We start from the raw sequence: 23,212 nt of genomic DNA, 5'->3' as shown, positions 1-23,212 counted from the left end.
CGATAACCCGTCACCAGATCTTCGTCGAAAGGTTGCACGATGCAAAATTTGTCTCATTCCAAAACAAGGCGCCGTATCACTGCCGCTGCTTTGGCTGCCGGTGTTGCTGGCTTCGCCTTTGGCGGAGTTTTGACCAACACATTGCCATCCAGCGCGGAGGCTGTCAGCGTGGACGCGCCGCAGCAGCAGTTTGGCTTTGCTGATGTTGTCGAACATGTTTCTCCTGCGGTGGTTTCCGTTCGCGTTCGCGGCGAAACAAAGCCTGTTGCCTCGCGCGATCAGGATTTCCAGTCCCCTTGGGAAAATATGCCGGAAAATCATCCGCTGCGCCGGTTCTTCGAGTTCGGCAACCCGGATGGTCGCAGTGGTCCACAGGGCCGCTCGGCACCCCGCGCCCAGGCTCGCCCATCCATGGCTCAGGGTTCAGGTTTCTTCATCTCTGATGATGGATATCTTGTCACCAACAACCACGTTGTAGCCGATGGTACCGAGTTCACCATCGTGACCAATGACGGCAAGGAATATCCCGCCACACTGGTTGGCACCGATCAGCGCACGGACCTTGCTGTGCTGAAGGTCGATGGCGGCGATACCAAGTTTACCTATGTCGAATTTGCCGATGACTCGCAGCTTCGCATTGGTGAATGGGTGGTGGCTGTCGGCAATCCGTTCGGCCTCGGCGGTTCGGTCACCGCCGGCATTGTTTCGGCCCGTGGCCGCGATATCGGCGCCGGTCCATACGATGACTTCCTGCAGATCGACGCAGCCGTGAACCGCGGCAACTCCGGCGGTCCTGCTTTCAATCTTGAGGGCAAGGTTATCGGCGTCAACACTGCCATTTACTCGCCATCCGGCGGCAATGTCGGTATCGCATTTGCCATTCCATCCTCAACTGCAAAATCCGTTGTTGAATCGCTTCGTGAAAATGGTAGCGTTCAGCGCGGCTGGCTTGGCGTGCAGATAGCACCGATCTCTGACGATATAGCCGATGCGGTTGGTCTGTCGGATGACAAGGGTGCAATCGTCACCCTGCCGGAAAGTGACACACCAGCGGCAAAAGCTGGCATTCAGACCGGCGATATCATCACCGCCGTTAATGGTGAAACCGTCGCCGGCCCGCGCGAACTGGCCAAGATGATTGCGACTTTCCGCCCGGATACAGAGGTGGATATCACAATCTGGCGGGATAATGCGGCGCAGGATGTCAAGGTCAAGCTTGGCGACATTTCCTCGCTGGATGAAGCCGCTTCATTGAGCGGCGGCGCTCCTGCCGTTCCAACCGATGCATCAGCATTGGCCGGATATGGCCTCAAACTTACACCTTCGGATGAAGGTGACGGTCTGGTCGTAACAGACCTAGATCAGTCTTCCGAGGCAGCCAATAAGGGTGTGCAGGTCGGCGACGTGATTGTTGCCGTCAATGGCAAGGAAGTGCGCAGCCAGAAAGACGTGGAAGACGCCATCAAGGCAGCTTCAGACGCCGGACGCAAGGCAGCCCTTTTCCAGCTTCGCACCGGTGACCAGAACCGGTTCGTTGCACTGCCAATCGCCGGAAGCTGATAATCGCTTAAGCTGATTGAAGCGGCGGAGGAGCACGCGCTTTTCCGCCGCTATTGTGAGCAGAGCCCGTTTCACCCTTTGCTGACAATCCGTAATTGCCGGCGCAGTTCCGAGCGCAAGACCGTTCTGTGCTCTTGCTGGAATTGCATCTTTGTTGGCGCAATTCCGACCGCAAAACCGTTTCACACATTTGCTGGAATTGCATTTCTGTTGGCGCAGTTCCGACCGCAAAACCGTTACGCACCTTTGCTGGAGTTGCATTTTTGTTGGCGCAATTCCGAACGCAAAACCGTTTCACACTTGTGCTGGAATTGCTTTCAAGGAATCCATACGATGAGCAGTGCAGATTCCTTTTCTCCCGCGCACTTCGGCGCAACAGCAGGTGCCATGCGAATTCTGATTATCGAAGACGACAACGAAGCCGCCGCCTACCTTGCCAAAGCTCTGCGTGAAGCCGGACATGTGCCCGATCGCGCCGGCGACGGCGAAACCGGCTTCCACATGGCCGACTCCCAATCCTATGATGTGTTGATTGTCGATAGAATGCTGCCCCGACGCGATGGACTCTCCGTCATCACCGGCTTGCGCCAGAAGGGCAACGAAACACCCGTTCTGATCCTTTCTGCACTGGGACAGGTGGATGATCGCGTCACCGGCCTGCGAGCCGGTGGTGATGACTACCTCACCAAGCCCTTTTCCTTTTCCGAACTGCTTGCAAGAGTGGAAGTTCTGGGCCGTCGCCGTGGTTCAAAAGACCATGAAACACAGTACCGCGTAGGAGACCTGGAACTTGACCGTCTATCGCATGAAGTGCGCCGTGACGGGCGTTCCATCATTCTGCAGCCCCGCGAGTTTCGTCTGCTGGAATATCTCATGAAACATGCCGGACAGGTGGTAACCCGCACCATGCTGCTGGAAAATGTCTGGGACTACCATTTCGACCCGCAAACCAATGTCATCGATGTGCATATTTCGCGCCTTCGCTCCAAGATCGAGCGTGACTTTGCCTCGCCATTGCTGCACACGGTGCGCGGTTCGGGCTACATTATGCGTGCGGAATAAGCCTTGCAGAAACTCCGCGCCCTGATGCGAATGACGTCAGTTCGCCTTTCGGCGATCTTTCTGGCGTTGTTTGCAATCTTTGCCATTGTGCTGGTGGTCTATGTCACAGCCACTGCATCCGGCATTTTGCAGCAGCAGAGCCGCGTGGTCATATCGGATGAAATCCGCGAACTGGGCGGCGTCTACGGGCGCAGCGGCATTGTTGGGCTCGTGCGGTCAATCGATCAACGGGCAAGGCAACCTGGCGCATCGCTGTATCTGGTCACAGATGCCACGGGCCGCATACTTGCCGGAAATGTGCAAAGTCTGGATTTTGGCGTAATCGACAAGTCCGGCTATATCAGCAAACCTTTTGGCTATGAGCGGTTCGCCGAAGATCCAGCCGACCGTTACCACGAAGCCGTGGCAGAGGTTATTGCATTGCCCAACGGCATGCGGGTTCTTGTCGGCCGCGATGTCACCGATCAGGATCGCATTCGGCAGGTGGTTCGTGATGCCCTGGTGCTAGCCCTCGGGTTGATGGGGGCAGGCGCATTGTTTGCCTGGCTGCTGGTCGGTCGCAGGGCGTTGCATCGGCTTGATCTGATGTCCAGATCCTCTCGCCGGATATTGGCAGGCGACCTCTCCGAAAGACTGCCTGTCACCGGTGCGGGTGATGAGTTTGACCGCCTGTCAGAAAATATGAACACTCTTCTGGCCCGGGTTTCGTTATTGCAGGAAGGGCTGCGCCAGGTTTCTGACAATATTGCCCATGATCTGAAAACACCGCTCACCCGGCTCCGCAACCGTGCGGAAGCGGCCTTGGCAGACCATTCCGAAGGAGCTGATCCGCGTGCTGCGCTGGAGGGCGCCATGGCCGAAGCCGATCAGATGATCCGCACTTTCGATGCGCTTCTGATGATCAGCCGCGTTGAAGCTGGTTCCCACCCGGTGGAAAAAACCATGGTTGACCTGACGCAGATCGCTTCTGACGTTGTGGAGCTTTACGAACCCGTTGCAGAAGATGCGGGTGCCACCATTGTGCTTGGCGCGCCAGAGCCTGTGCGCGCTCTCGTCAGCCGCGAACTGATTGCACAGACATTTTCCAATCTGATCGACAATGCGCTGAAACACGGTAGTGCCGAGCTGGACAATGCCCGGGTGCAGGTAACGGTGGAGAAAGATGGCGGTCTGTGCCGGCTGGCTGTAAGCGACAATGGGCCCGGCATTCCTGTGGAAGAGCGTGAGCGGGTTCTTGAGCGGTTTTACAGACTGGACAAGAGCCGCACCTTGCCTGGTTCCGGGTTGGGCCTTTCACTCGTGCAGGCAATTGCAAGGCTGCACGGCGGCAGGTTGCTTGTCGAAGATGCTCAACCCGGTTTAAAAATCGTCCTGGAGTTTCCAGACGGCGTTGAAGCTTCCGCCAATGAACAGGAGTCGGGATTTGGCTAGCAAAAGCATGCTGATCGGCGGCAACGTGTCACTGCAGGCATTGGATCCGGTGCGTGCGGAAAGCTGGCTGGCAGATCTGTCTGCTGCGGCGGAACAGGCGGATTGCCACCGACTGGTCGGATTTCTGGCCGGCACGAGTGCAGACCGTTCCAATCTGGGCGCCATTCTCGACCTTTCGCCCTATCTGAACGGGCTGATGCTTGGCCATCCTGAGTGGGTGGATGCTTTATTTGACCAGACGGCGCAAAAACAGATCGCGGCATTGGTTGCGGCGTTGAATGAACCGGTACCCGACCGGGCGTCTGAAGGCGAGGAGATGACGTTCGTCCGCCGAAGCAAAAATCAGGTCAGTCTGTTGATTGCACTCCTGGATTTGTTCGGCGTTGAAGACGAAGCCTATGTCACCGGATGGCTCTCAGAACTGGCAGAGGCCGTCGTGCGGAGAGTTGTGCGTTTTTGCCTGAACGATCTTCAACGGCGCGGACAATTGCAATTGCCGGACATGGCCAATCCGGAAAAGGGCAGCGGCCTGTTCGTGCTGGGTATGGGCAAGCTGGGTGGGCGTGAACTCAACTACTCCAGCGATATTGACCTGATCATCCTGTTTGATCCGGAAGTGCCTGCCATCGTGGACCCGACGGAATGCGTCGAGATGTTTTCGCGGCTGGCCCGGCGCCTTGTGCGCATGGTGGGCGAGCGAACCCGTGACGGCTATGGCTTTCGCACGGATTTGCGCTTGCGGCCTGATCCTTCTGCAATGCCGCTTGCCATACCGCTGCCCACGGCACTGGTTTACTACGAAAGTGCCGGGCGGGATTGGGAACGTGCGGCGATGATCAAGGCACGCGTGGTTGCTGGAGACGAGGCGGCGGCAGCCGAGTTTCTTTCCGCCATCACGCCGTTTGTGTACCGCCGTTATCTGGATTTTGCCGCCATACGCGACATTCAGGCCATGAAGGGGCGGATAGACCGGCACCGCGGGTTTGAGGGGCTTGGTGTTGGCGGTCACAATGTCAAACTGGGCCGAGGCGGTATCCGCGAGATCGAGTTTTTTGCCCAGACGCAGCAATTGATTGCCGGTGGCAGGGCGCCGGAACTGCGTTTGCTGCAAACCATTCCCACCCTTCATGCTTTGGCGCAGGGTGGGTGGATCAGCAAGGATACCGCCTCGGAACTGACCGAATGTTACTGGTTCCTGCGGCATGTCGAGCATGTCATCCAAATGGTCGCAGATGAACAGACGCACACTCTGCCTGAAACTCAGGAAGACCTGCTGCGTGTGGCGCGTCTGGCAGGCTATGGCTCGGTGCTGGAATTTTCCAAGGCTTTGCTGCAACGCCTGGCAATTGTGGATAAGCGCTTTGGGCAATTGTTTGCTGGCCGCGACCGAAAGGAAGTGTCGCCCGTGCTGGCGGTGTTGAGCGATGAGACCGACGAGCGGGCGCAGGAATGGCTGGCCGAAGCCGGCTATAAGCGCGTGTCGGATGTTGCGCACATTATTCACGGCTGGGGCACGGGGCGGTATCGGGCCATGCGCTCGGAAGCTGCGCGCGAACAGTTGACGCGCATGTTGCCGCAATTGCTTGAGGCTTTTTCATCGGCGAGGGATCCGGATTCTGCGCTGGCAATGTTTGACCGGTTTCTTCAAGGACTTCCGGCAGGCTTGCAATTCTTTGCACTCATCGCATCAAATCCGCGTTTGCTGGACCTTCTGGCGCTTATTCTCACCACAGCGCCCAATCTGACGGAAACCATTTCCCGTCGCCCACACGTGTTTGATGCGCTGATTGACCCATCCTTCTTTGGCGAAATGCCGTCTCGTGACTTGATCAACGAGAGGCTTTCGGCATTTTTGCAGGATTCTCCCGGCCATGAGGACCGGCTGGACCGATTGCGGATCTTTGCTTCGGAGCAGAAATTTCTCACCGGAGTGCGGCTGCTTTCCGGCGCAATCGAAGGCGAAGAGGCTGGGGAAGCATTTTCTGATCTGGCCGATGAAGTGATCACCGCGCTTCTCGAAACGGTCGAGAATGAGTTTGCTTCACGTCATGGTCGGGTCTTGGGTGGCAGGCTTGGGTTGCAAGGTCTTGGTCGGCTGGGCAGCCGCGAGCTTACGGCCACGTCAGACGTCGATCTGATCCTGTTTTACGACCATGATGCGGATGCAGAAGAGTCGGATGGTGAACGGCCACTGCCGGTCTCAACCTATTATGCGCGGCTGACACAGCGGCTCATAGCGGCACTGTCCTCTCCCATGGCGGAAGGCATTCTATACGAGGTGGATTTTCGCCTACGCCCATCCGGCAACAAGGGGCCGCTGGCTACGCATGTTGATGCCTTTGCTCGCTATCAGGAGCAAGAAGCCTGGACGTGGGAGCGCATGTCGCTGACAAGATCCCGCCCGATTGCGGGTGATAAGGTCTTGCTGGAAAAGGTTGGCAACATCATCCGCCACACCATTGCCGCTCACAAGGCCGATGACAAACTTGTCGGCGACGTCGCGTCCATGCGCAGGCGGATCGGCAAAGACAAGCCGCCACGCGGACCGCTGGACCTGAAACTGCTTCCAGGCGGGTTGATTGATCTGGAATTTATTGCGCAATGGGCTTTGCTGGCTGGCGTTGTCCCGGCAGATTTTGTTGGCAAGCCAACGGTTGAGGTGCTGGCAGCGCTGGAAGCAACCGACCATCACCCGGCTGTCAGCGGCCTTTCCACATCGATGCAGATGTTCAGCCGGATCGCGCAATTGCGGCGTCTTGGGCCAGACAATGCCCGTGCCACGGATGATTTGCCGCGTGGCTTGGCAGAGCGGATTGCCAGAAGCATAGACGCTCCGGACATATCGCAGATCGAAGCCATGGTTGCAGATTCGGCGGCGGAAGTGCGTGCGGTGTTCAACGCACTTTTGCCAATGCCAGACGATGTGGATCTGCCGGGCAAATAGACTAGAATGTTGGCGGCGTGCAGGCGCTGACCACTTCACATGGTACGGGCCCGACGCAGCGAAACCGGTGCGGTCGGCGGCTTTCAAAATAATAGGCGTCGCCCGGGCCCAAAATCCGCCGTTCGTCATCCACGGTGACTTCCAGCCGGCCGCTCAATACAATCCCGCCTTCCTCGCCGTCATGCACAAGGGGAACTTTGCCGGTGTCAGCGCCGGGCTGGTAGCACTCTTTTAAAATCTGCAAGCTCCTGCCGAACAGATTGTCACCCACCTGACGATAGGAGATTGGCCCCTTACCAATTTCCACCAGTTCAGACGCCTGATAAAACGCCTGCCGGCTGCGTTCCGGCTCGTAAGAGAAGAACTCGGCCAGGCCGATTGGAATGCCATCCAGAATTCGCTTCAGCGCACCAACAGACGGGTTTGTGCTGTTGGATTCAATCAGCGAAATAGTGGAATTGGTTACACCTGCAAGCTGGGCAAGCTGACGCTGTGAAAGGCCTCGGGCTTCCCTCAGGTGCCGCAATCTCCCACCAATATCCAGTGCCATAGGCAGTTGTTCCTCATGTTGAGTATATCAAACACATGAGAAATTTTCACAGACAGGTCAATGGCTTGTGCCTGCCTAGAAAACGACTTGTGTGCAGATGTAAAATCGCGTCCACATGGGCAGGTTAATGGAGATGGCCAATGGACAGCCTGGAAAAATCAAACACCCCCTCACTCGACAGTTACTGGATGCCATTCACTGCGAACCGGCAGTTTAAAGCGTCCCCGCGCATGCTGGTTGCAGCGTCGGGAATGCATTACACCGATATTGATGGCAACAAGGTGCTGGATGGCACGGCGGGCCTGTGGTGTGTGAACGCTGGTCATGGCCGCAAGGAAATTGCCACGGCGGTGGAACGCCAGCTCACCAGCCTTGATTACGCTCCATCGTTTCAGATGGGGCACCCGATTGCGTTTGAATTTGCCGAGCGGCTTGCAGCGGTGGCGCCTGGGGTGGGTGACCAGCGGCTGGACCGGATTTTCTACACCGGCTCGGGCTCTGAATCTGTTGATACCGCACTTAAAATTGCCATCGCATATCAGCGCGCTATCGGGCAGGGCACCCGGACCCGGCTGATTGGCCGTGAGCGCGGCTATCATGGCGTCGGCTTCGGCGGCATTTCGGTCGGCGGTCTTGTCAACAACCGGCGTGTCTTCCCGCAGTTAAATGGCTCCGACCATTTGCGCCATACCCATGATTTAACCCGCAATGCCTTTGTAAAGGGCGTGCCGGAACACGGGGCAGAACTGGCGGATGATCTTGAACGGCTGGTGGCCTTGCATGGCGCTGAAACGATTGCCGCCTGTATTGTTGAGCCAGTTGCCGGCTCCACGGGCGTCTTGCTGCCTCCAAAGGGATATCTGGAACGCTTGCGGGCAATTTGCGACCGCCATGGCATATTGCTGATCTTTGATGAGGTGATCACCGGTTTTGGCCGGTTGGGCGCCAATTTTGCCACTGATCTGTTCGGCGTGCTGCCCGATATCGTCACCACGGCCAAGGGGCTGACCAATGGCGTCATACCCATGGGAGCGGTGTTTACCAGCCGCAATGTGCATGATGCGCTGATGCAGGGACCAGAAGGGCAGATTGAGCTTTTCCACGGGTACACCTACTCCGGGCACCCGGTGGCATGCGCGGCGGGTCTGGCGACACTGGATGTTTACATGTCCGAAGGGCTTCTGACCCGGGCGGCCCATCTGGAAAGCCAGTGGCATGATGCAATCCACTCGCTGAAATCGGCACCCAATGTCATCGACATTCGGACAATCGGCCTGGTAGCTGGAGTTGAATTATCTCCAAGGGAAGGGGCCATCGGCGCCCGTGCCTATGATGTGTTTGTGGATTGCTTCAAAAAAGGTGTTCTCATTCGGGTCACCGGCGACATCATCGCGCTGTCACCACCGTTGATTGCAGAGCCAGAGCACTTCAATACGATTGTCGAAGTGCTGGGTGATGCTCTGCAGAAGGCCGCCTAGAGCGTTGTCTTGCCGTTGAAACCATTTCGTTTCAACGGCAATGCTCTGAAGGTCAGGCCAGAGGCACAGAAAGGGAAACCAGCGTTCCCTTGCCCACGCGGCTGGAAATCTTCATACGCCCGCCATGCAGTTCCACCAGAGACCGGGCAATCGCCAGGCCCAGCCCGGTTCCCTTGTTGGTTCTGGTCAGCTCGTTTTCCACCTGCTCAAATGGCAGGCCAAGATTTTTCAGGGCGTTTGCCGGAATACCAATGCCGCTATCGGCAATGGTAATCAGAGCCTTGCCGTTCACAACGCGGCTGCGCAAACGCAGATTTCCCCCCTCCGGGGTAAATTTTACCGCGTTGGAAATCAAATTCAGCAGCACCTGCTTGATGGCGCGGCGGTCGCCACGCAATGGCATGGACTGCGAAAGGTCGCGCTGCAAGGTCAGCTTCTTGGCATCCGCCTGAACTTCCAGAATTTTCAGCGCTTCTCTGGCAACCTCGGTCACATCCATATCTTCCGATGCCATAACCATGCGCCCGGCTTCAATTTTCGACATGTCCAGAATGTCGTCAATCAGCTTAAGAAGGTAGTGGCCACTGTGATGAATGTCCGAGGCATATTCGCTGTATTTCTCATTGCCAATCGGACCAAAGGCGCTGTCGCGCATAATTTCGGAAAAGCCGATAATGGCATTCAGCGGGGTGCGCAGTTCATGGCTCATATTTGCCAGAAATGTCGTCTTGGCGCGGTTTGCACCCTCAGCACGGTCTTTTTCGGCAATGTAACTTTCGTTCAGGTCCGCCAGCGCCTTCGCCTTGGCTTCAGCATCCCGCCGTGCGGCGGAAAGGTCGTTGATGGTTGCCATCAACCGGCGTTCGCTGTCGCTCAACCGCTCCTGATGCACTTTCAACTGGGTGACGTCGGTACCAATCGAAACATAGCTGCCATCGCCCATGGTGCGTTCTGAAATCTGCAGCCAGCGGCCATCACCCAGAAGTGCCTCGGCGGCGCGTTCTCCCGCCACAAAACTTGGATTGGTCAGCTTGCGTTCGGCAACAGGCTTGCGGGAACGCGCCAGAATAACGTCACGAGGTGTACCTGAAAGGATGTCCCGGTCAGAAAGGCCGAAAACTTCCTGATATTTCGAATTGCACAGCACCAGCCGGTTTTGCGCATCCCAGAGAACAAATGTCTCAGACACGTTTTCAATTGCACTCTGCAGCCGGGTGTTGGCCTCATTGGTCATGCGCGCCAATGTCTGATTTTCGCTCACATCCACGGCAACGCCGATCAGATGCAGGTCGTTTTGCGCATTGCGGGTCACTTCGGCGCGGGCCCGAAGCCAGATATATTGGCCGTCGCTGCGGCGCATGCGGAACGAGCGTTCCATGTTGGTCAGCTTGCCGGAAGCAATCTGCCGGGCAATCTCAAAAAAGCTGCCATCTTCCGGGTGGATCAGTCGCGACACTTCGCCAAATGAAAGCACACCTTCCTGAGGTCGCATGCCCAATATCTCGTACATGGAGCGCGACCAGTACATGCGGCCCCGCGCCAGATCCCAATCCCACAAGCCGCAGCGTCCGCGGGACAATGCGGTGTCTACGCGCTGGTTGGCTTCTGCCAGAAGCGCATCGGTAATGGAGACCCGGGTCGATTGCCGAAAATAGGCCAGCAGGATCGTCAGCAGGATAACGCCGGTCATGGCGAAAAGCGTGACATTGATTGCAGCGGTGCGCCGCCAGGCAGCGAAAAGCTCCGCCTCCGGCTGCAACAGAACAGCCGCACCAAGTGGTGCTGTCAGGTTGGCGCCGGAAACCAGCATCGAACCAGTGGCAAAATCAGTGCGCATAATGCCGGCGCGCTCACCAAATATGGTTACAGGCTGCGCCTGACGCAGCAATTCACCCGCGTCCAGCCCCATATATTCGCCGCTGCCCGGCGAGGTGGCGATGATCCTGCCCGAAACATCCGTCACGAAAGCCTTGCCGCCCGTCGAACCAAAACTTTCCGGCAGATAGCTTGTCAGAAGGGCCTGCGCGCGTTCGGTAGCGCTTGTGTCGCTTTGCGCCAGCAGCGTTTCTTCGGCACGCAGCAGGCTTGCATTAACGCTCAGCCGATCTCGCGCCGCCGTTTCCACGTCACCGCGGTGGTCCATCAGCGAGACAAAACGGACAAAGCCCAGAATTATCAGAAACAGAACTGCCAGAAACGGTATGGAGCGGCGCAGGAAAGACTCCCACGTGGCCATGCTGGTCCAGCTTCCGCTTTGCCGAAAATCCACGGCATGGCGCACCTTGCGCGCAATGGCGGCGGCCAGTCCCGGGCGTTGTTGCCCGTTTGCTGCCCGAACGCTGCCAGCGTTAGCCGCCATGTACCTGTCCTCGCTTGTTGCTCTGTAACTATAGAGCAAACCTGCCCCCGAATCACCTTTCAATGAATCAGAGCGCGAATCACTTGTCCAGTCTGGGAAGGCTGGGATTGGTTACAATTTTCTGAACATTTCTGTGTCTGTTCACTTCAAGGTTCGTTCCACGATATCACGCAGGTCGCGAGACAGGTTTTCACTGGCTGCCAGTTGGCGCAACGCTGCCTCGGCCTGTTGGCGCAAAGCCGGGTTCATAGACCGCCAGGAGCGGAAGGCAGTGGCCATCCGCGCAGCGGTTTGCGGGTTCAAACTGTCCAGTTGCAAAAGTACGCCGCACACCCAACGATAGCCCGCACCATCTGCCCGGTGAAAGACGGAAGGGTTGGCCCCAGCCAGTCCGCCGATCACCGCTCGCGCGCGGTTTGGATTGGCCAGCTTGAACTTTTCATGGTGCAGCAATGCTTCAACCCGCTCCAGCGTGTCAGCATTGGGAGAGGCGGCTTGCAGGGCAAACCATTTGTCCAGAACCAGCGGGTCGCTTTCAAAGCGATTGTAGAAGTCCGTCAATGCATCCTGGCTGACCAGTTCCTGCGGAAACTGATGCACGAGCACTGTCAGTGCGGCCATGCGGTCGGACATGTTGGTTGCCTGCGCATATTGCTTGGCCGCATCATCCGGCCTGCCGGCCGCGGCGCTCAACGGTGCCAGCAGACAATTGCGCAGCGCTCTTCGTCCTGCACTGGCGGCAGAGGCAGAAAATTCACCAGCCGGTTCGGCCAGTTCCGCACGGAGAGATCTGAAAGTTTCGCCGCCCAGCATGCCGAGCCGCGCCAGGGTTTGCAGGCGGAGGGTGTGAATAATCTCGGGGTTTACATCTTCCGCAACCAGCCGCGCGATTTCGGTTTCTCCCGGAAGGCTGCACATTTGTGCACGCAGGGCAGGCTCCAGCGATGTGTCGTCAGCCGCTTCGACAATTGCACCCAATACCGTGTCAGACACTGTCTGCGGGCCCGATTTCGCCCATTGCCTTGCAGCATCGGCCAGACTGTCACCAACCAGATCGGTCAGTGCCCGCCAGCGGCCATATGCATCCGGGTCCAACCTTGCAAGGGCCAGCCGGTCGGCTTCGCTTTCCTCATATTGCAATTGAACCGGCGCGGAAAAATCGCGCAGAATCGACAGAAGTGGTCTTTGGTTCAAGCCTGTGAATACAATGGTCGCAGAGGCCGTGGTCAGGTGAATTGTGTCGCCGCTGACCCTGGCATCATCTGACGCTGCTTCTGCCGCAATGTCCTGGCCGTTTGCGCCCACAAGGCCAAAGCGCACCGGAATGTGCATTGGCAATGTGCCAGTTCCCGCAGCGCCCTTGTCCAGTTGCTGCTGAAGGTTCAGTGTCAGCGTGCCAGCCTTTGCATCATAGCTCTGGGAAACGGTCAGTCGCGGTGTGCCCGCCTGATTGTACCACAGCGCAAATTGCGAAAGATCCATATTGGCCGTTTGCGCAAAACAAGCGATGAAATCCTCAATCGTCGCTGCGTCACCGTCATGGCGTTCGAAATACAAATCCATCCCGGCGCGGAATTTGTCCTCGCCAAGTATGGTTGCCAGCATCCGCACCAGTTCAGAGCCCTTGTCGTAAACCGTGGCGGTGTAAAAATTGTTGATTTCCCGGTAAGTTGTGGGGCGCACGGGGTGCTGTAACGGACCCTGATCTTCCGGGAACTGATTGGCCTTCAGCGTGTGCACACATGAAATGCGTTTGACCGGGCGCGATCGTTCATCAGACGAGAACTCCTGATCGCGATAAACCGTCAGCCCTTCTTTCAGGCAAAGCTGAAACCAGTCGCGGCAGGTGATGCGGTTGCCGGTCCAGTTGTGGAAATATTCATGCGCAATAACGGTTTCGACACCTGCATAATCGGCATCTGTCGCAGTTTCAGAATCCAGCAATACATATTTGTGGTTGAAGACGTTGAGGCCCTTGTTTTCCATGGCGCCCATATTGAAGTCTGAGATTGCCACGATGTTGAAAACATCAAGGTCATATTCGCGGCCAAAGCGGCGCTCATCCCACCACATGGAGCGTTTCAGCGCATCCATGGCGTAGGTGGCACGCTCGGCCAGTCCTGGCTCGGTGTAGATAGCCAGTTCAACATGTCTGCCGCTTATGGTTGTCAAACTGTCCTTCAGCACATCCAGTCGTCCACCAACAATGGCAAACAGGTAAGACGGCTTAAGGTGGGGATCGATCCATTCGGCGAAATGCCGCCCATTCGGCAGATCACCACTGGCCACCGGATTGCCATTGGCAAGCAATACCGGTGCGGCAGCCTTGTCGGCTTCAAGGCGCACTTTGTAAGTTGCCAGAACATCGGGCCGGTCGAGAAAATAGGTGATCCGGCGAAAACCCTGGGCCTCGCACTGTGTGCACCATATGCCGTTGGAACGATACAGCCCCATCAGTTTTGTGTTCTGCTCCGGGTGGAGCCGGGTGCCAATTTCCAGTGTGAATTGGTCCTGTGCCGGCAGATCATCTATTTTGAGACTGTCGGGAGCCACGGTGTAGTTCTGCGGCGAAACAGGGGTGCCGTTCAACGCCAGCGACGTGAGCGACAACTCGTCGCCATCCAGCTCAAGCGGGGCCTCGGCAGCAACGCCCTCGCGCCGCTGCATGACCAGCCGGGTCAACACATCTGCATGGCCATCACGCAGGTCGAAGGTCATGTCCACCTGATGAATGACGAAATCGGCCGGCAGGTAATCTTCCAGCTTTATGATCTGTCCATTTTCCGCACGCATAGGCAACCTCGCTCAAAGCATCTGGTCAGAGCATTTGGCTCTGCAATCGGGCTTACCGGTCTGTTCACGTTTTGCCAACGGCTGGCAAACAACTTTACCACCATTGCAAGCCAGCTCCCTCGACGCAACGCGCCCAAAAGCCTAACACTGTAAGCCTGCCTTTCTTTTCCGATTCGTTTCTTGAAACGCCCATCCCGCAAGTTTTAAGTCTGATTTCGCTATGGTCCGGTCCCACATTCCGCTTGAAGCTGGCTCGCGGCCGCTTCGGGGAATCCTGCTGAAAATCATTTCGGTGTTTTTCTTTGTCGGCATGACAACCTGCCTTAAAGCTGCAGGTGACGTCGTACCCCCCGGGCAGCTGGTGTTCTTCCGGTCGTTTTTCGCTCTGGTGCCGGTGCTGCTTTACTTGTGGTGGGTCGGCGGGCTGCGCACCTCACTCTCCACAGACGACCTGACGGGCCATTTCATTCGCGGTATTGTTGGCGTTACGTCCATGGCGCTCGGCTTTTTCGCGCTGACGCAGTTGCCTTACCCTCAGTGGGTTTCACTGTCCTATGCCGCGCCTTTGATGACAGTGGTGTTCGCCGCCATTTTCCTGCGCGAAGTGGTGCGTGCCTATCGCTGGTTCGCGGTGCTGATCGGTCTGGTTGGCATCCTGATTGTTGCCTTGCCGAGCCTTTTTTTTAGCGCTGATGAAGCAGTGTCGCGCCACTCACTGGGTATCGTGGCATCTCTGGGTGCCGCGGCCGCTGCTGCCATTGCCATGATCCAGGTTCGCGTGCTGGTCGCCCATGAAAAAATCACCACGATCGTTGTCTATTTCTCGCTGACATGCAGCATCATTTCGCTGGCCACGGTGCCCTTTGGCTGGGCGCCGCTCAATGCCACGCAGGCCGCACTTCTGGTGACAGCCGGGCTGTGCGGCGGTGTCGGCCAACTGCTTCTGACCGGGTGCTACAAATACGCAGACACTTCCACCATCGCGCCATTTGAATATACGTCCATCATCGGCGCGGTGCTGATCGGCTACTATTTGTTCGGTGAAAAGGTGGGGATCTCGACGCTTCTCGGTGCAACTATCATCATCAGTGCCGGGGTGTTCATCATCTTCCGCGAACACAGGCTGGGCCTCGAACGGCGGACTGCGAAAAAAGTCAGTCCACCCGGGCCGTCGTAAAAGCCTGCTCTTTCGCTTCGGTGGTTGTCGCGCGAGGGTCCAGAGCAAATGTTGCCGGTGTCTGAGTTCTGGCCAGCGGTGTTGACCGGAAGTCTTCGCGGCTTTCCGCGGGTACCGGCTGACGCCGCGTTGTGCGGTAGATGGAATATGCTGCCAGAGCCGCATGGGCGGTGCCGGTCGCCAGGAAAATTCCCATTGGCCCATAATTTTCCATCAGCCAGGCAGCCAGAAGCGGGCCGCCCATGGTGCCAAAACCATACAAGATCAGCATGCCGCCCGAAATTTTTACAAAATCGGCTGGCGCAGCGAAGTCATTGGCGTGGGCAACGGCCAGTGAGTAGGCCGGGTAAATTGTGCCACCCAGCAGAAATGCCAGAATGAACAGCACCGCCGGCGTTGTGGAAGAAAGGCCGATGGCCAATGTGGCGGTGGCTACGCCGATAATACCGGTGACGCACAGAACAAGGCGGCGATCCAATCGATCGGAAAGCCGACCAAGCGGATACTGAAAAATCATTCCACCTGCCATGGTGCACACCAGCAATGTGGCAATGCTGGTGGTGGAAAAGCCAATATCCGCACCAAAAACCGGGGCCATATTCGACCATGCAGAGGCCAGAACGCCACTCAGGAACACGCCGATTGCGGCGGCGGGCGAATTGCGAAAAATTGCGGGCAGGTCCAACCGAACCTGTGTCAGCGGCTTGGGGCTTTGTGCGCGTGACAATGCATTGGGAATAACCGCCAGGCAGAAGAAAATCGCACAGACCATGAAAGGAATGGTCAGTTGCGGCTGGCTAAGCGGCAACACATATTGACCAGACATCATCGCGGCCATGGAAATCATCATGTAAAGTGAGAAAATTGTGCCACGCGACTGGTTGGTTACCCGCTCGTTCAGCCAGCTTTCAATGATCATGTAAGACCCAGCCAGAGCAAAACCGGAAACCCCACGCAGCAAAATCCAGGCGATGGGGTGAACGATCATGGCATGCAGCAGAATGGCGATCGCCAGCAGTGCGGCCAAACTGCAAAACGTCCGCACATGGCCAGCACTGCGCACAAGTCGCGGCGCAATCAGGCAGCCCGATGTGAAGAAAACGGCGTAACCAGTGCCCAGCAGGCCGATTTCATAGGCAGACCATTGCTCGATTGCCCCGCGCACAGGCAGCAGAATTCCCTGAAGACCAGCGCCCGCCATCATGAAAAAAGTCGATGTCAGCAGGGAAACGATAGGTAGAATATGAGAGCGCATTGCATCGGCCTTGGCATGAAAATTCGAGCTGGAGGCAATTCCAGCACACGTCTGTAACGCTCTTGCGGTCATGGCGCACAAAACGCCTTACGCTTTGCACATCACCTACGAACTGGGCGGCATTTCTGCACGCTTATAAACGACAGATCATGGTGTGTTTGCGACAAGTGCCAGATTATCGAGCCGTGATTTTATAGCCAGTAGATCTCGCCATGCCAGTCGCTTCTGCGCGGGCTGGCGCAACAGGTAGGCAGGGTGCAAAAGCGCGGTTGCCGGGACCGGTTTGGCAAGGCCGGGCAGGTTCAGCTCGGTCCAGTGGCCACGCAGGCGCATAATGCCTTCTGTGGTGGAAAGAACGGCCTTGGCCGATGGCGATCCAAGGCAGACCACCACTTTTGGCGCAATCAACTCAATATGGCGCTGAACGAAGGGCAGGCAGAGTTCGGTTTCGGCGGGGGTGGGGCTGCGATTGCCGGGCGGACGCCAGGCAATGACATTGGTCACACGCACGTCGTTTCGCTCCAGCCCGATGGCGTGCAGCATGCGATTGAGCAATTGGCCGGAACGGCCGACAAATGGCTCTCCGGCGATATCTTCCTCGCGCCCTGGGGCCTCTCCAATCAACATCAGATCAGCATTGGTGGCACCATTGCCGAAAACCAGGGTCTTTGCGGTCAATTTCAGGGAACAGCCTTCAAAGGCAGCATAGGCAGCGGCCAGCTCTTCTAGCGACTGCGCATTGCGGGCCATCTGGCGGGCTTCATCAGCAGATATGTCGCCGGAAATAACGGGGTGATAGGCCGGCAGGCTGCTGGCCTGCGGCGCGGCTTCCCTGACCGCGGGGGGCGGCGCAGCGGATGGGGTGGCCGGTCGCGAAGTTTGCCGTTCGGCGGCTTCCGATGCTGTTTCGGCAAATCGGTCGCGGGGCGATTCCTGCACCGGCTCGGTCACACCGGCATGGCTTAGCCAACGCAGTACGGCATTGATGCTGTCTGCGGCGCTGGCGGGCGAATTATTGTGACCGAAACCATTCATGTGCGCATCATACTGGCGCCAAATTGAACATCCAACTGAAAAAGGCGGTTGCCAAGATCGGTAGAAACATTCCAAACCAATTGCGACACTTTAGTAAGGAAAGAACAATGTCGATTAGCGAAACCGGTCTTGAGCTGCCCGAGCGCGAGAGCATGGAGTTCGACGTTGTCATTGTTGGCGCCGGTCCATCAGGGCTGGCAAGCGCGATTCGCATCAAGCAGCTTAATCCGGACCTGTCAGTTGTTGTGCTGGAAAAGGGCGCCGAGGTTGGCGCGCATATCCTGTCCGGCTGTATTCTCGACCCTTCTTCGCTGGATGAGCTTCTGCCTGAATGGCGGGAGGAAGAAACGCCGATCAGCCAGCCGGTTACAGACGATCGTTTCTATATTTATGGTCCTGCTGGCAGCGTTCGCATTCCGGGTTTTGCCATGCCGCGCTTCATGGGCAACCACGGCAATTATGTTGTTTCACTGGGGCTTGTGTGTCAGTGGCTGGCCGGCAAGGCAGAAGCCCTCGGCGTGGAAATTTATCCAGGCTTTGCCGCGGCAGAGATTTTGTACAATGAAGCGGGCGCGGTTGCCGGTGTGGCCACGGGTGATATGGGCGTTGAAGGCAATGGTCAGCCGGGACCCAACTATCAGCGCGGCATGGCGCTAATGGGCAAATATGTGCTCATAGGAGAAGGGGTGCGTGGCTCGCTTGCCAAGGAGCTGATTGCGCGCTTCCAGCTTTCCGAGCAATCCGAGCCGCAAAAATTCGGCCTTGGCATTAAAGAGCTTTGGGAAATCGCGCCGGAAAAGCACAAACCGGGGCTGATCCAGCATTCATTCGGTTGGCCGCTGGACAACCGCACAGGCGGCGGCTCGTTCCTGTATCACCTGCCGAACAATCAGGTCTATGTCGGCTTTGTCACGCATCTGAACTACCGCAACCCATACATATCGCCGTTCGCAGAGTTTCAGCGCTTTAAAACCCATCCGGATATCGCCGAACTGCTGGAGGGTGGCAAACGCCTTGGCTATGGCGGCAGGGCTATCACGGAAGGCGGCTATCAGTCGGTGCCGAAGCTCACATTCCCGGGCGGCGCGCTGATTGGCTGCTCGGCTGGTTTCGTCAATGTGCCGCGCATCAAAGGCGTTCACAACGCAATCACGTCGGGCATGCTGGTGGCACAAAGCGTGGCCGATGCGATTGCGGCGGACAGGGCGCAGGATGAACTGGCAAGTTATGACGCGGCGTGGCGCGGGTCTGCCATCGGCAAAGACCTGAAGCCGGTGCGCAATGTCAAACCGCTTTGGTCAAAGTTCGGCACCATTGGTGGCATTGTGCTTGGCGGGTTGGATATGTGGACAAACTCGCTGTTGGGCTTCTCGTTTTTCGGCACATTGCGACACGGCAAAACGGATGCGCAGGCAACGGAACCGGCCGCGAAGCACAAGCCGATTGCATATCCCAAGCCGGACGGGGTGCTGACATTTGACAAGACCTCGTCGGTGTTCCTGTCGAACACCAACCACGAGGAAGACCAGCCTGTGCATTTGAAGGTGCAGGATATGGCGCTGCAGAAAACATCGGAGCACGATGTGTATGCTGGGCTTTCCGAGCGTTATTGCCCGGCGGGTGTCTATGAGTGGGTGGGCGAGGGCGCTGACCTTCGATACCAGATCAACGCGCAAAACTGTGTCCACTGCAAAACATGCGATATCAAGGACCCGAACGGCAACATCCGCTGGACTGTACCGCAAGGCGGTGAGGGTCCGGTTTATCAGACGATGTAATGTTGGCGGATAAGATCCGGAAGTGTTGAGTAATAAGGCATTTCTTAAACACGTTTACTGAAACGCGGTCTCAAAGAACGAGCGCAGCTTGCGGGAGTGCAGCTTTTCATGCGGCATTTCCGCAAGGCTCTGCATGGCGCGGATGCCGATCTTCAGGTGCTGCGCCACTTGCCGTTTGTAAAAGTCCGTCGCCATCCCCGGCAGTTTAAGCTCGCCATGCAGTGGCTTGTCCGACACGCAAAGCAACGTGCCATATGGTACCCGAAACCGGTAGCCATTGGCCGCGATGGTGGCAGATTCCATGTCCAGCGCAATCGCGCGCGACTTTGAAAGCCGCTCGACCGGCTCCTTCTGATCGCGCAATTCCCAGTTTCGATTGTCAATCGTTGCAACCGTACCGGTGCGCATGATCCGCTTGAGATCATATCCCTCAAGTCCTGTCACGTCGGCTACCGCCTGTTCCAGTGCCACCTGCACCTCGGCCAGGGGCGGCACCGGCACCCACACTGGTAAATCTGCGTCCAGCACATGGTCTTCGCGCACATAGGCGTGCGCCAGAACATAGTCGCCCAGAGCCTGTGTGTTACGCAGGCCGGCACAGTGGCCAAGCATCAACCAGGCATGCGGGCGCAGAACAGCAATGTGGTCGGTGATGGTTTTGGCATTGGAAGGCCCAACGCCAATATTGACCATGGTGATGCCACCATTTCCCTTTCGGGTCAGGTGATAGGCCGGCATTTGCGGCAGCCGGTGCGGAACGACGCCGCTTTCCGGCGCGACTTCGCCTGCCAGGGTCACCACATTGCCCGGCTCAACAAAGCTGTCATAACCATGCCCGCCTTCTGCCATCATGGCACGGGCCATTGCTGTGAACTCATCCACATAGAACTGGTAGTTGGTGAACAGAACAAAATTCTGGAAATGCCGCGGGCTTGTGGCCGTGTAGTGGGAAAGCCGCGCCAGTGAATAGTCCACACGCTGAGCTGTGAACGGGGCAAGAGGCATAGCCTCGCCGGGTTCTGGCTCGTAATTGCCATTCACAATCCTGTCGTCGGTCGCGCCAAGATCGGGAACATCGAAAATGTCGCGCAACGGCTTGTTCAGCCGCTCCGCCATGGCACCATCCACATAAGAGCCTTCTGGAAAAGCGAAATGCAACGGTACAGGCGTGTGTGAATGACTGATGCGAATGGGTTGCTGATGGTTTTGAATCAGTTGATCAATCTGCCGGGTCAGATACCTGCCAAACAGATCCGGCCTTGTGATGGACGTGGCGTAATGCCCCGGACCAGGCACAAAACCGAATGACAAACGAGAGTCGATCCGCGTATGGCCAGATGTGGTGATTGACACTTCCGGGTAATAGGCGCGGTATCGGTGATCAGAACCACCTTCCTTCAGCACCTCATCAAATTTTTGCAGCAGAAAGCGAGCCGACACATCGTAAAGCTCCGTCAGGGCCGCAACAGCCTCGTCGGCGCTGTGAAACAGCTGCCCCTTTTCTATCGGCGGTGTTTCAAGGGTGGCGGGCTGTGGAATCTGGAATCGTTTTGTCATGCATCAATGACAATATCCTTGTCTCGTTCGCTAGGGAAGCGACGAGTGGAATGCTCTACACATTCATAGTTTAGCGCAGCCCACCCTGTGGCGCGCAAACCAGACCCTGGTCATAACAACTGGAAACATATGCGAAGGACTGATTTCCACCGTCGGACTTGACATGGGTGCTGAAACCCACGGCAAAGGCGGCCAGAATAAGCGTAAGGGTAGCCAATCTGAAAACCATGAGAATGTCCTTTCTGCTCGTGCCGCCAGTCATACAGTGTCAGGCTTAACCGTAGATGGCGAAGGCGTTAAGCGCGCGTTCAGCTTACGATTGAATAAACAAAGTATAGTTTCAAAATAAGAAAAAATCATGGTTGCGTTTTTAATCGGGCATTAACCATAGAGCAATAAATCAAAGGTTGAGTTAAATTCATTAGCGGTAGAAAATAACATCAAATCTATATTTGTTTGCATTCAAGCAAATTCAAATTTCAGCACAACAAGCCACAAACTCCTGTCAAATCACGGGCAAATTGTGCTGCATTCGACTTCAAGCTTTATTCGACTTCCTGTAGTGCAGCTTTCAAGGCGGCGCGAAACATTTCCATTTCGTCCGGTTTGCCAACAGTTACGCGGATCATCCGATCCAACGGCGCAATCCCTGGCATGCGGATAAAAACACCCTGGCGCAGCACTGCCTGCAAAAGTGCGCGTGCGTAAGCACCATCCCTGCCACAATCTATCGCCACAAAATTGGTGGCAGAAGGCAAAGGCAGCAGCCCTGCATCGCGCGCTATATTGTTCAGTGTTTCCCGAGCGTTGTGTATGGCGGCCACGGTCTCGTGCAGAAAAGCCTGGTCATTCAATGCGGCAATGGCGCCTGCCTGTGCCATGCGGGAAACCCCGAAATGGTTTCTGACCTTGTCAAATTGCGAAATCAGGCCCGCCTGCCCGATAACATAGCCCACGCGCACTCCGGCCATGCCATATGCTTTGGAAAAAGTGCGATAGCGCAATACATTCGGTCGCAAGGGTTCCAAGGGAGGCAAGCTGCCATGCGGGGCAAGGTCGCTATAAGCTTCATCCAGAATCAGCAAAGTCTCTTCCGGAATTTCGTCCATGAGCCGGGTCACTTCCTCGGCCTGGTGCCATGAACCGGTGGGGTTGTCCGGGTTGGCAAAGTAAAGAAGCTTTGGCCTTATGTCTCGTGTGCGGATCAGCAGCGCTTGCGGGTCCTCCCGGTCATCCAGATAAGGCACAAAGCTCAATTCGCCGCCATGCACATTCACATGGTAGTTGAATGTTGGATATGCGCCTGCAGAGGTAACAACCTTATCGCCAGGAACTACGGTTAACTGCACGGTCAAGCCAAGCAGGCCGTCAATTCCTTCGCCCACGGCAATGTTTTCCGGCTTCACTCCATGATGGTGCGCCAGCGCTTCTTTCAACTCGAATTGTTCCGGGTCGCCATAGGCCCAGCTATCCACAGCGGCCTTGGCCATGGCTTCCAGCACCTGGGGGGAAGGGCCAAACGTGCTTTCATTGGCGCCGATACGGGCCTTGAATCGAATGCCAAGCTGCCTTTCCAGAGCCTCGGGGCCAACAAAGGGCACAGTCGCCGGCAGCGACTTTGTAGTGTCAGTCAAAAATTGCATGGGATCAGACATCAATCTGCTTCAACCCGGCGGCGAAGCGTTTCCAGTTGGCGATGTAGTGTTCGGCAGATTCCTGCAAGGCGGCAACCGCTTCCGGCCCCAGCTCTTTTGAAACGCGGGCGGGCGAACCGACGATGAGTGAATTGTCGGGAAACTCTTTTTTCTCGGTTATCAGTGCGCCGGCGCCAATAATGCAGTTTTTGCCTATGCGTGCGCCGTTCAATATTGTTGCTCCCATGCCTACCAGCGAGTTTTCACCGATCGTGCAGCCATGCACAGTTGCGCTGTGTCCAATCGTGCATCCGGCGCCAATCGTCAGCGGAAAACCTTCATCCGAATGAAACACGCAATTTTCCTGGACATTGGTGCCATCGCCAATTTCAACCCACTCATTATCTCCGCGAATAACAGTGCCGAACCAGACGCCAACATCCTTACCGATTCGAACGCGCCCGATAATCTGCGCGCTGGGGGCAACCCAGAACTGACCTTTTTCAGGAAGTTTCGGTGAATCACCGTCCAGTGCATAAATTGGCATGTGCTTTCCCCCTTATGGTTGCGCGAGGGTGCGATAGCCCGCCTCATGAATC

General features: G+C 56.7%; 16 protein-coding genes. 7 read left to right on the top strand and 9 right to left on the bottom strand.

The window, feature by feature from the left end; genetic code table 11:
- Positions 1-39 precede the first annotated feature (39 nt).
- The 4 genes from FPY71_RS11465 to FPY71_RS11450 all read left to right on the top strand — a co-directional run bounded on the left by FPY71_RS11465 (position 40) and on the right by FPY71_RS11450 (position 6,997).
- On the top strand, positions 40-1,560 hold the full coding sequence (locus tag FPY71_RS11465) for a Do family serine endopeptidase (RefSeq protein ID WP_149300363.1): 1,521 nt from the start codon (positions 40-42) through the stop codon (positions 1,558-1,560).
- A gap of 387 nt (positions 1,561-1,947) precedes the next feature.
- On the top strand, positions 1,948-2,622 hold the full coding sequence (locus FPY71_RS11460) for a response regulator transcription factor (RefSeq protein ID WP_149300595.1): 675 nt from the start codon (positions 1,948-1,950) through the stop codon (positions 2,620-2,622).
- A 24-nt stretch (positions 2,623-2,646) separates the two neighbouring features.
- The gene (locus tag FPY71_RS11455; RefSeq protein WP_149300594.1) at positions 2,647-4,053 is read left to right on the top strand and encodes a sensor histidine kinase; all 1,407 of its coding nucleotides are present in this window, start codon (positions 2,647-2,649) and stop codon (positions 4,051-4,053) included.
- Positions 4,054-4,060: 7 nt separating this feature from the next.
- Positions 4,061-6,997, top strand: a complete 2,937-nt coding sequence (locus FPY71_RS11450) for a bifunctional [glutamine synthetase] adenylyltransferase/[glutamine synthetase]-adenylyl-L-tyrosine phosphorylase (protein WP_342791279.1) — start codon at positions 4,061-4,063, stop codon at positions 6,995-6,997.
- A 1-nt stretch (position 6,998) separates the two neighbouring features.
- Here FPY71_RS11450 and FPY71_RS11445 read toward each other — a convergent pair whose 3' ends face one another.
- Complete coding sequence (locus FPY71_RS11445) at positions 6,999-7,547, bottom strand: cupin domain-containing protein (protein WP_149300361.1); 549 nt, start codon at positions 7,545-7,547, stop codon at positions 6,999-7,001.
- Between the two features lie 140 nt (positions 7,548-7,687).
- Between FPY71_RS11445 and aptA the strand changes: the two genes are divergently transcribed.
- Positions 7,688-9,025: an omega-aminotransferase AptA gene (aptA, locus tag FPY71_RS11440; protein ID WP_149300360.1), complete on the top strand. Its 1,338-nt coding sequence runs from the start codon at positions 7,688-7,690 to the stop codon at positions 9,023-9,025.
- Positions 9,026-9,077: 52 nt separating this feature from the next.
- Here aptA and FPY71_RS11435 read toward each other — a convergent pair whose 3' ends face one another.
- Positions 9,078-11,384 (bottom strand): PAS domain-containing sensor histidine kinase, encoded by a 2,307-nt coding sequence (locus FPY71_RS11435; RefSeq protein WP_246160369.1) that lies wholly within the window; start codon positions 11,382-11,384, stop codon positions 9,078-9,080.
- Between the two features lie 141 nt (positions 11,385-11,525).
- Positions 11,526-14,177 carry an aminopeptidase N gene (pepN, locus tag FPY71_RS11430; protein WP_149300359.1) on the bottom strand — a complete coding sequence of 884 codons (2,652 nt, stop codon included), beginning with the start codon at positions 14,175-14,177 and terminating at the stop codon, positions 11,526-11,528.
- A 220-nt stretch (positions 14,178-14,397) separates the two neighbouring features.
- Here pepN and FPY71_RS11425 point away from each other — a divergent pair, with 220 nt between their 5' ends.
- Entirely contained in the window at positions 14,398-15,354 is a 957-nt protein-coding gene (locus FPY71_RS11425; protein ID WP_149300358.1) for a DMT family transporter, read from the top strand.
- Here FPY71_RS11425 and FPY71_RS11420 read toward each other — a convergent pair.
- Both FPY71_RS11420 and FPY71_RS11415 read right to left on the bottom strand, forming a co-directional pair.
- The gene (locus FPY71_RS11420) at positions 15,332-16,681 is read right to left on the bottom strand and encodes an MFS transporter (protein WP_246160367.1); all 1,350 of its coding nucleotides are present in this window, start codon (positions 16,679-16,681) and stop codon (positions 15,332-15,334) included. The genes FPY71_RS11425 and FPY71_RS11420 overlap by 23 nt on opposite strands.
- Positions 16,682-16,756: 75 nt before the next feature.
- A complete protein-coding gene (locus FPY71_RS11415; protein WP_149300357.1) occupies positions 16,757-17,644 on the bottom strand; it encodes a uracil-DNA glycosylase in 888 nt (295 codons plus the stop codon).
- A 113-nt stretch (positions 17,645-17,757) separates the two neighbouring features.
- On the opposite strand from FPY71_RS11415, the gene FPY71_RS11410 reads away from it, so the two are divergent.
- Positions 17,758-19,422 carry an electron transfer flavoprotein-ubiquinone oxidoreductase gene (locus tag FPY71_RS11410; RefSeq protein ID WP_149300591.1) on the top strand — a complete coding sequence of 555 codons (1,665 nt, stop codon included), beginning with the start codon at positions 17,758-17,760 and terminating at the stop codon, positions 19,420-19,422.
- Positions 19,423-19,476: 54 nt separating this feature from the next.
- Here the strand turns inward: FPY71_RS11410 and FPY71_RS11405 are convergent, their stop codons facing one another.
- The 4 genes from FPY71_RS11405 to FPY71_RS11395 form a co-directional block, all read right to left on the bottom strand.
- On the bottom strand, positions 19,477-20,979 hold the full coding sequence (locus tag FPY71_RS11405) for an AMP nucleosidase (RefSeq protein WP_149300356.1): 1,503 nt from the start codon (positions 20,977-20,979) through the stop codon (positions 19,477-19,479).
- 70 nt (positions 20,980-21,049) lie between these two features.
- Positions 21,050-21,208, bottom strand: coding sequence for a hypothetical protein (locus FPY71_RS18515; protein WP_188052310.1), 159 nt, complete (start codon positions 21,206-21,208; stop codon positions 21,050-21,052).
- A 316-nt stretch (positions 21,209-21,524) separates the two neighbouring features.
- Entirely contained in the window at positions 21,525-22,634 is a 1,110-nt protein-coding gene (locus tag FPY71_RS11400) for a pyridoxal phosphate-dependent aminotransferase (protein WP_246160366.1), read from the bottom strand.
- On the bottom strand, positions 22,627-23,160 hold the full coding sequence (locus FPY71_RS11395) for a gamma carbonic anhydrase family protein (protein ID WP_149300354.1): 534 nt from the start codon (positions 23,158-23,160) through the stop codon (positions 22,627-22,629). Before FPY71_RS11395 ends, FPY71_RS11400 begins: the two co-directional genes overlap by 8 nt.
- Positions 23,161-23,212: the final 52 nt, after the last annotated feature.

The organism is Aureimonas fodinaquatilis, from assembly GCF_008369445.1.
Taxonomy (GTDB): domain Bacteria; phylum Pseudomonadota; class Alphaproteobacteria; order Rhizobiales; family Rhizobiaceae; genus Aureimonas; species Aureimonas fodinaquatilis.
This window is presented reverse-complemented; position numbering and strand designations above follow the sequence as displayed.

Bases quoted from the DNA above. Each gene is read 5' to 3' on its own strand.
- FPY71_RS11435 (WP_246160369.1), bottom strand. From the start codon at position 11,384: ATGGCGGCTAACGCTGGCAGCGTTCGGGCAGCAAACGGGCAACAACGC.
- FPY71_RS11450 (WP_342791279.1), top strand. From the start codon at position 4,061: ATGCTGATCGGCGGCAACGTGTCACTGCAGGCATTGGATCCGGTGCGT.
- FPY71_RS11460 (WP_149300595.1), top strand. From the start codon at position 1,948: ATGCGAATTCTGATTATCGAAGACGACAACGAAGCCGCCGCCTACCTT.
- FPY71_RS11445 (WP_149300361.1), bottom strand. From the start codon at position 7,547: ATGGCACTGGATATTGGTGGGAGATTGCGGCACCTGAGGGAAGCCCGA.
- FPY71_RS11395 (WP_149300354.1), bottom strand. From the start codon at position 23,160: ATGCCAATTTATGCACTGGACGGTGATTCACCGAAACTTCCTGAAAAA.
- aptA (WP_149300360.1), top strand. From the start codon at position 7,688: ATGGACAGCCTGGAAAAATCAAACACCCCCTCACTCGACAGTTACTGG.
- FPY71_RS11425 (WP_149300358.1), top strand. From the start codon at position 14,398: ATGGTCCGGTCCCACATTCCGCTTGAAGCTGGCTCGCGGCCGCTTCGG.
- pepN (WP_149300359.1), bottom strand. From the start codon at position 14,177: ATGCGTGCGGAAAATGGACAGATCATAAAGCTGGAAGATTACCTGCCG.
- FPY71_RS11415 (WP_149300357.1), bottom strand. From the start codon at position 17,644: ATGAATGGTTTCGGTCACAATAATTCGCCCGCCAGCGCCGCAGACAGC.
- FPY71_RS18515 (WP_188052310.1), bottom strand. From the start codon at position 21,208: ATGGTTTTCAGATTGGCTACCCTTACGCTTATTCTGGCCGCCTTTGCC.
- FPY71_RS11465 (WP_149300363.1), top strand. From the start codon at position 40: ATGCAAAATTTGTCTCATTCCAAAACAAGGCGCCGTATCACTGCCGCT.
- FPY71_RS11455 (WP_149300594.1), top strand. From the start codon at position 2,647: ATGCGAATGACGTCAGTTCGCCTTTCGGCGATCTTTCTGGCGTTGTTT.
- FPY71_RS11400 (WP_246160366.1), bottom strand. From the start codon at position 22,634: ATGTCTGATCCCATGCAATTTTTGACTGACACTACAAAGTCGCTGCCG.
- FPY71_RS11405 (WP_149300356.1), bottom strand. From the start codon at position 20,979: ATGACAAAACGATTCCAGATTCCACAGCCCGCCACCCTTGAAACACCG.
- FPY71_RS11420 (WP_246160367.1), bottom strand. From the start codon at position 16,681: ATGACCGCAAGAGCGTTACAGACGTGTGCTGGAATTGCCTCCAGCTCG.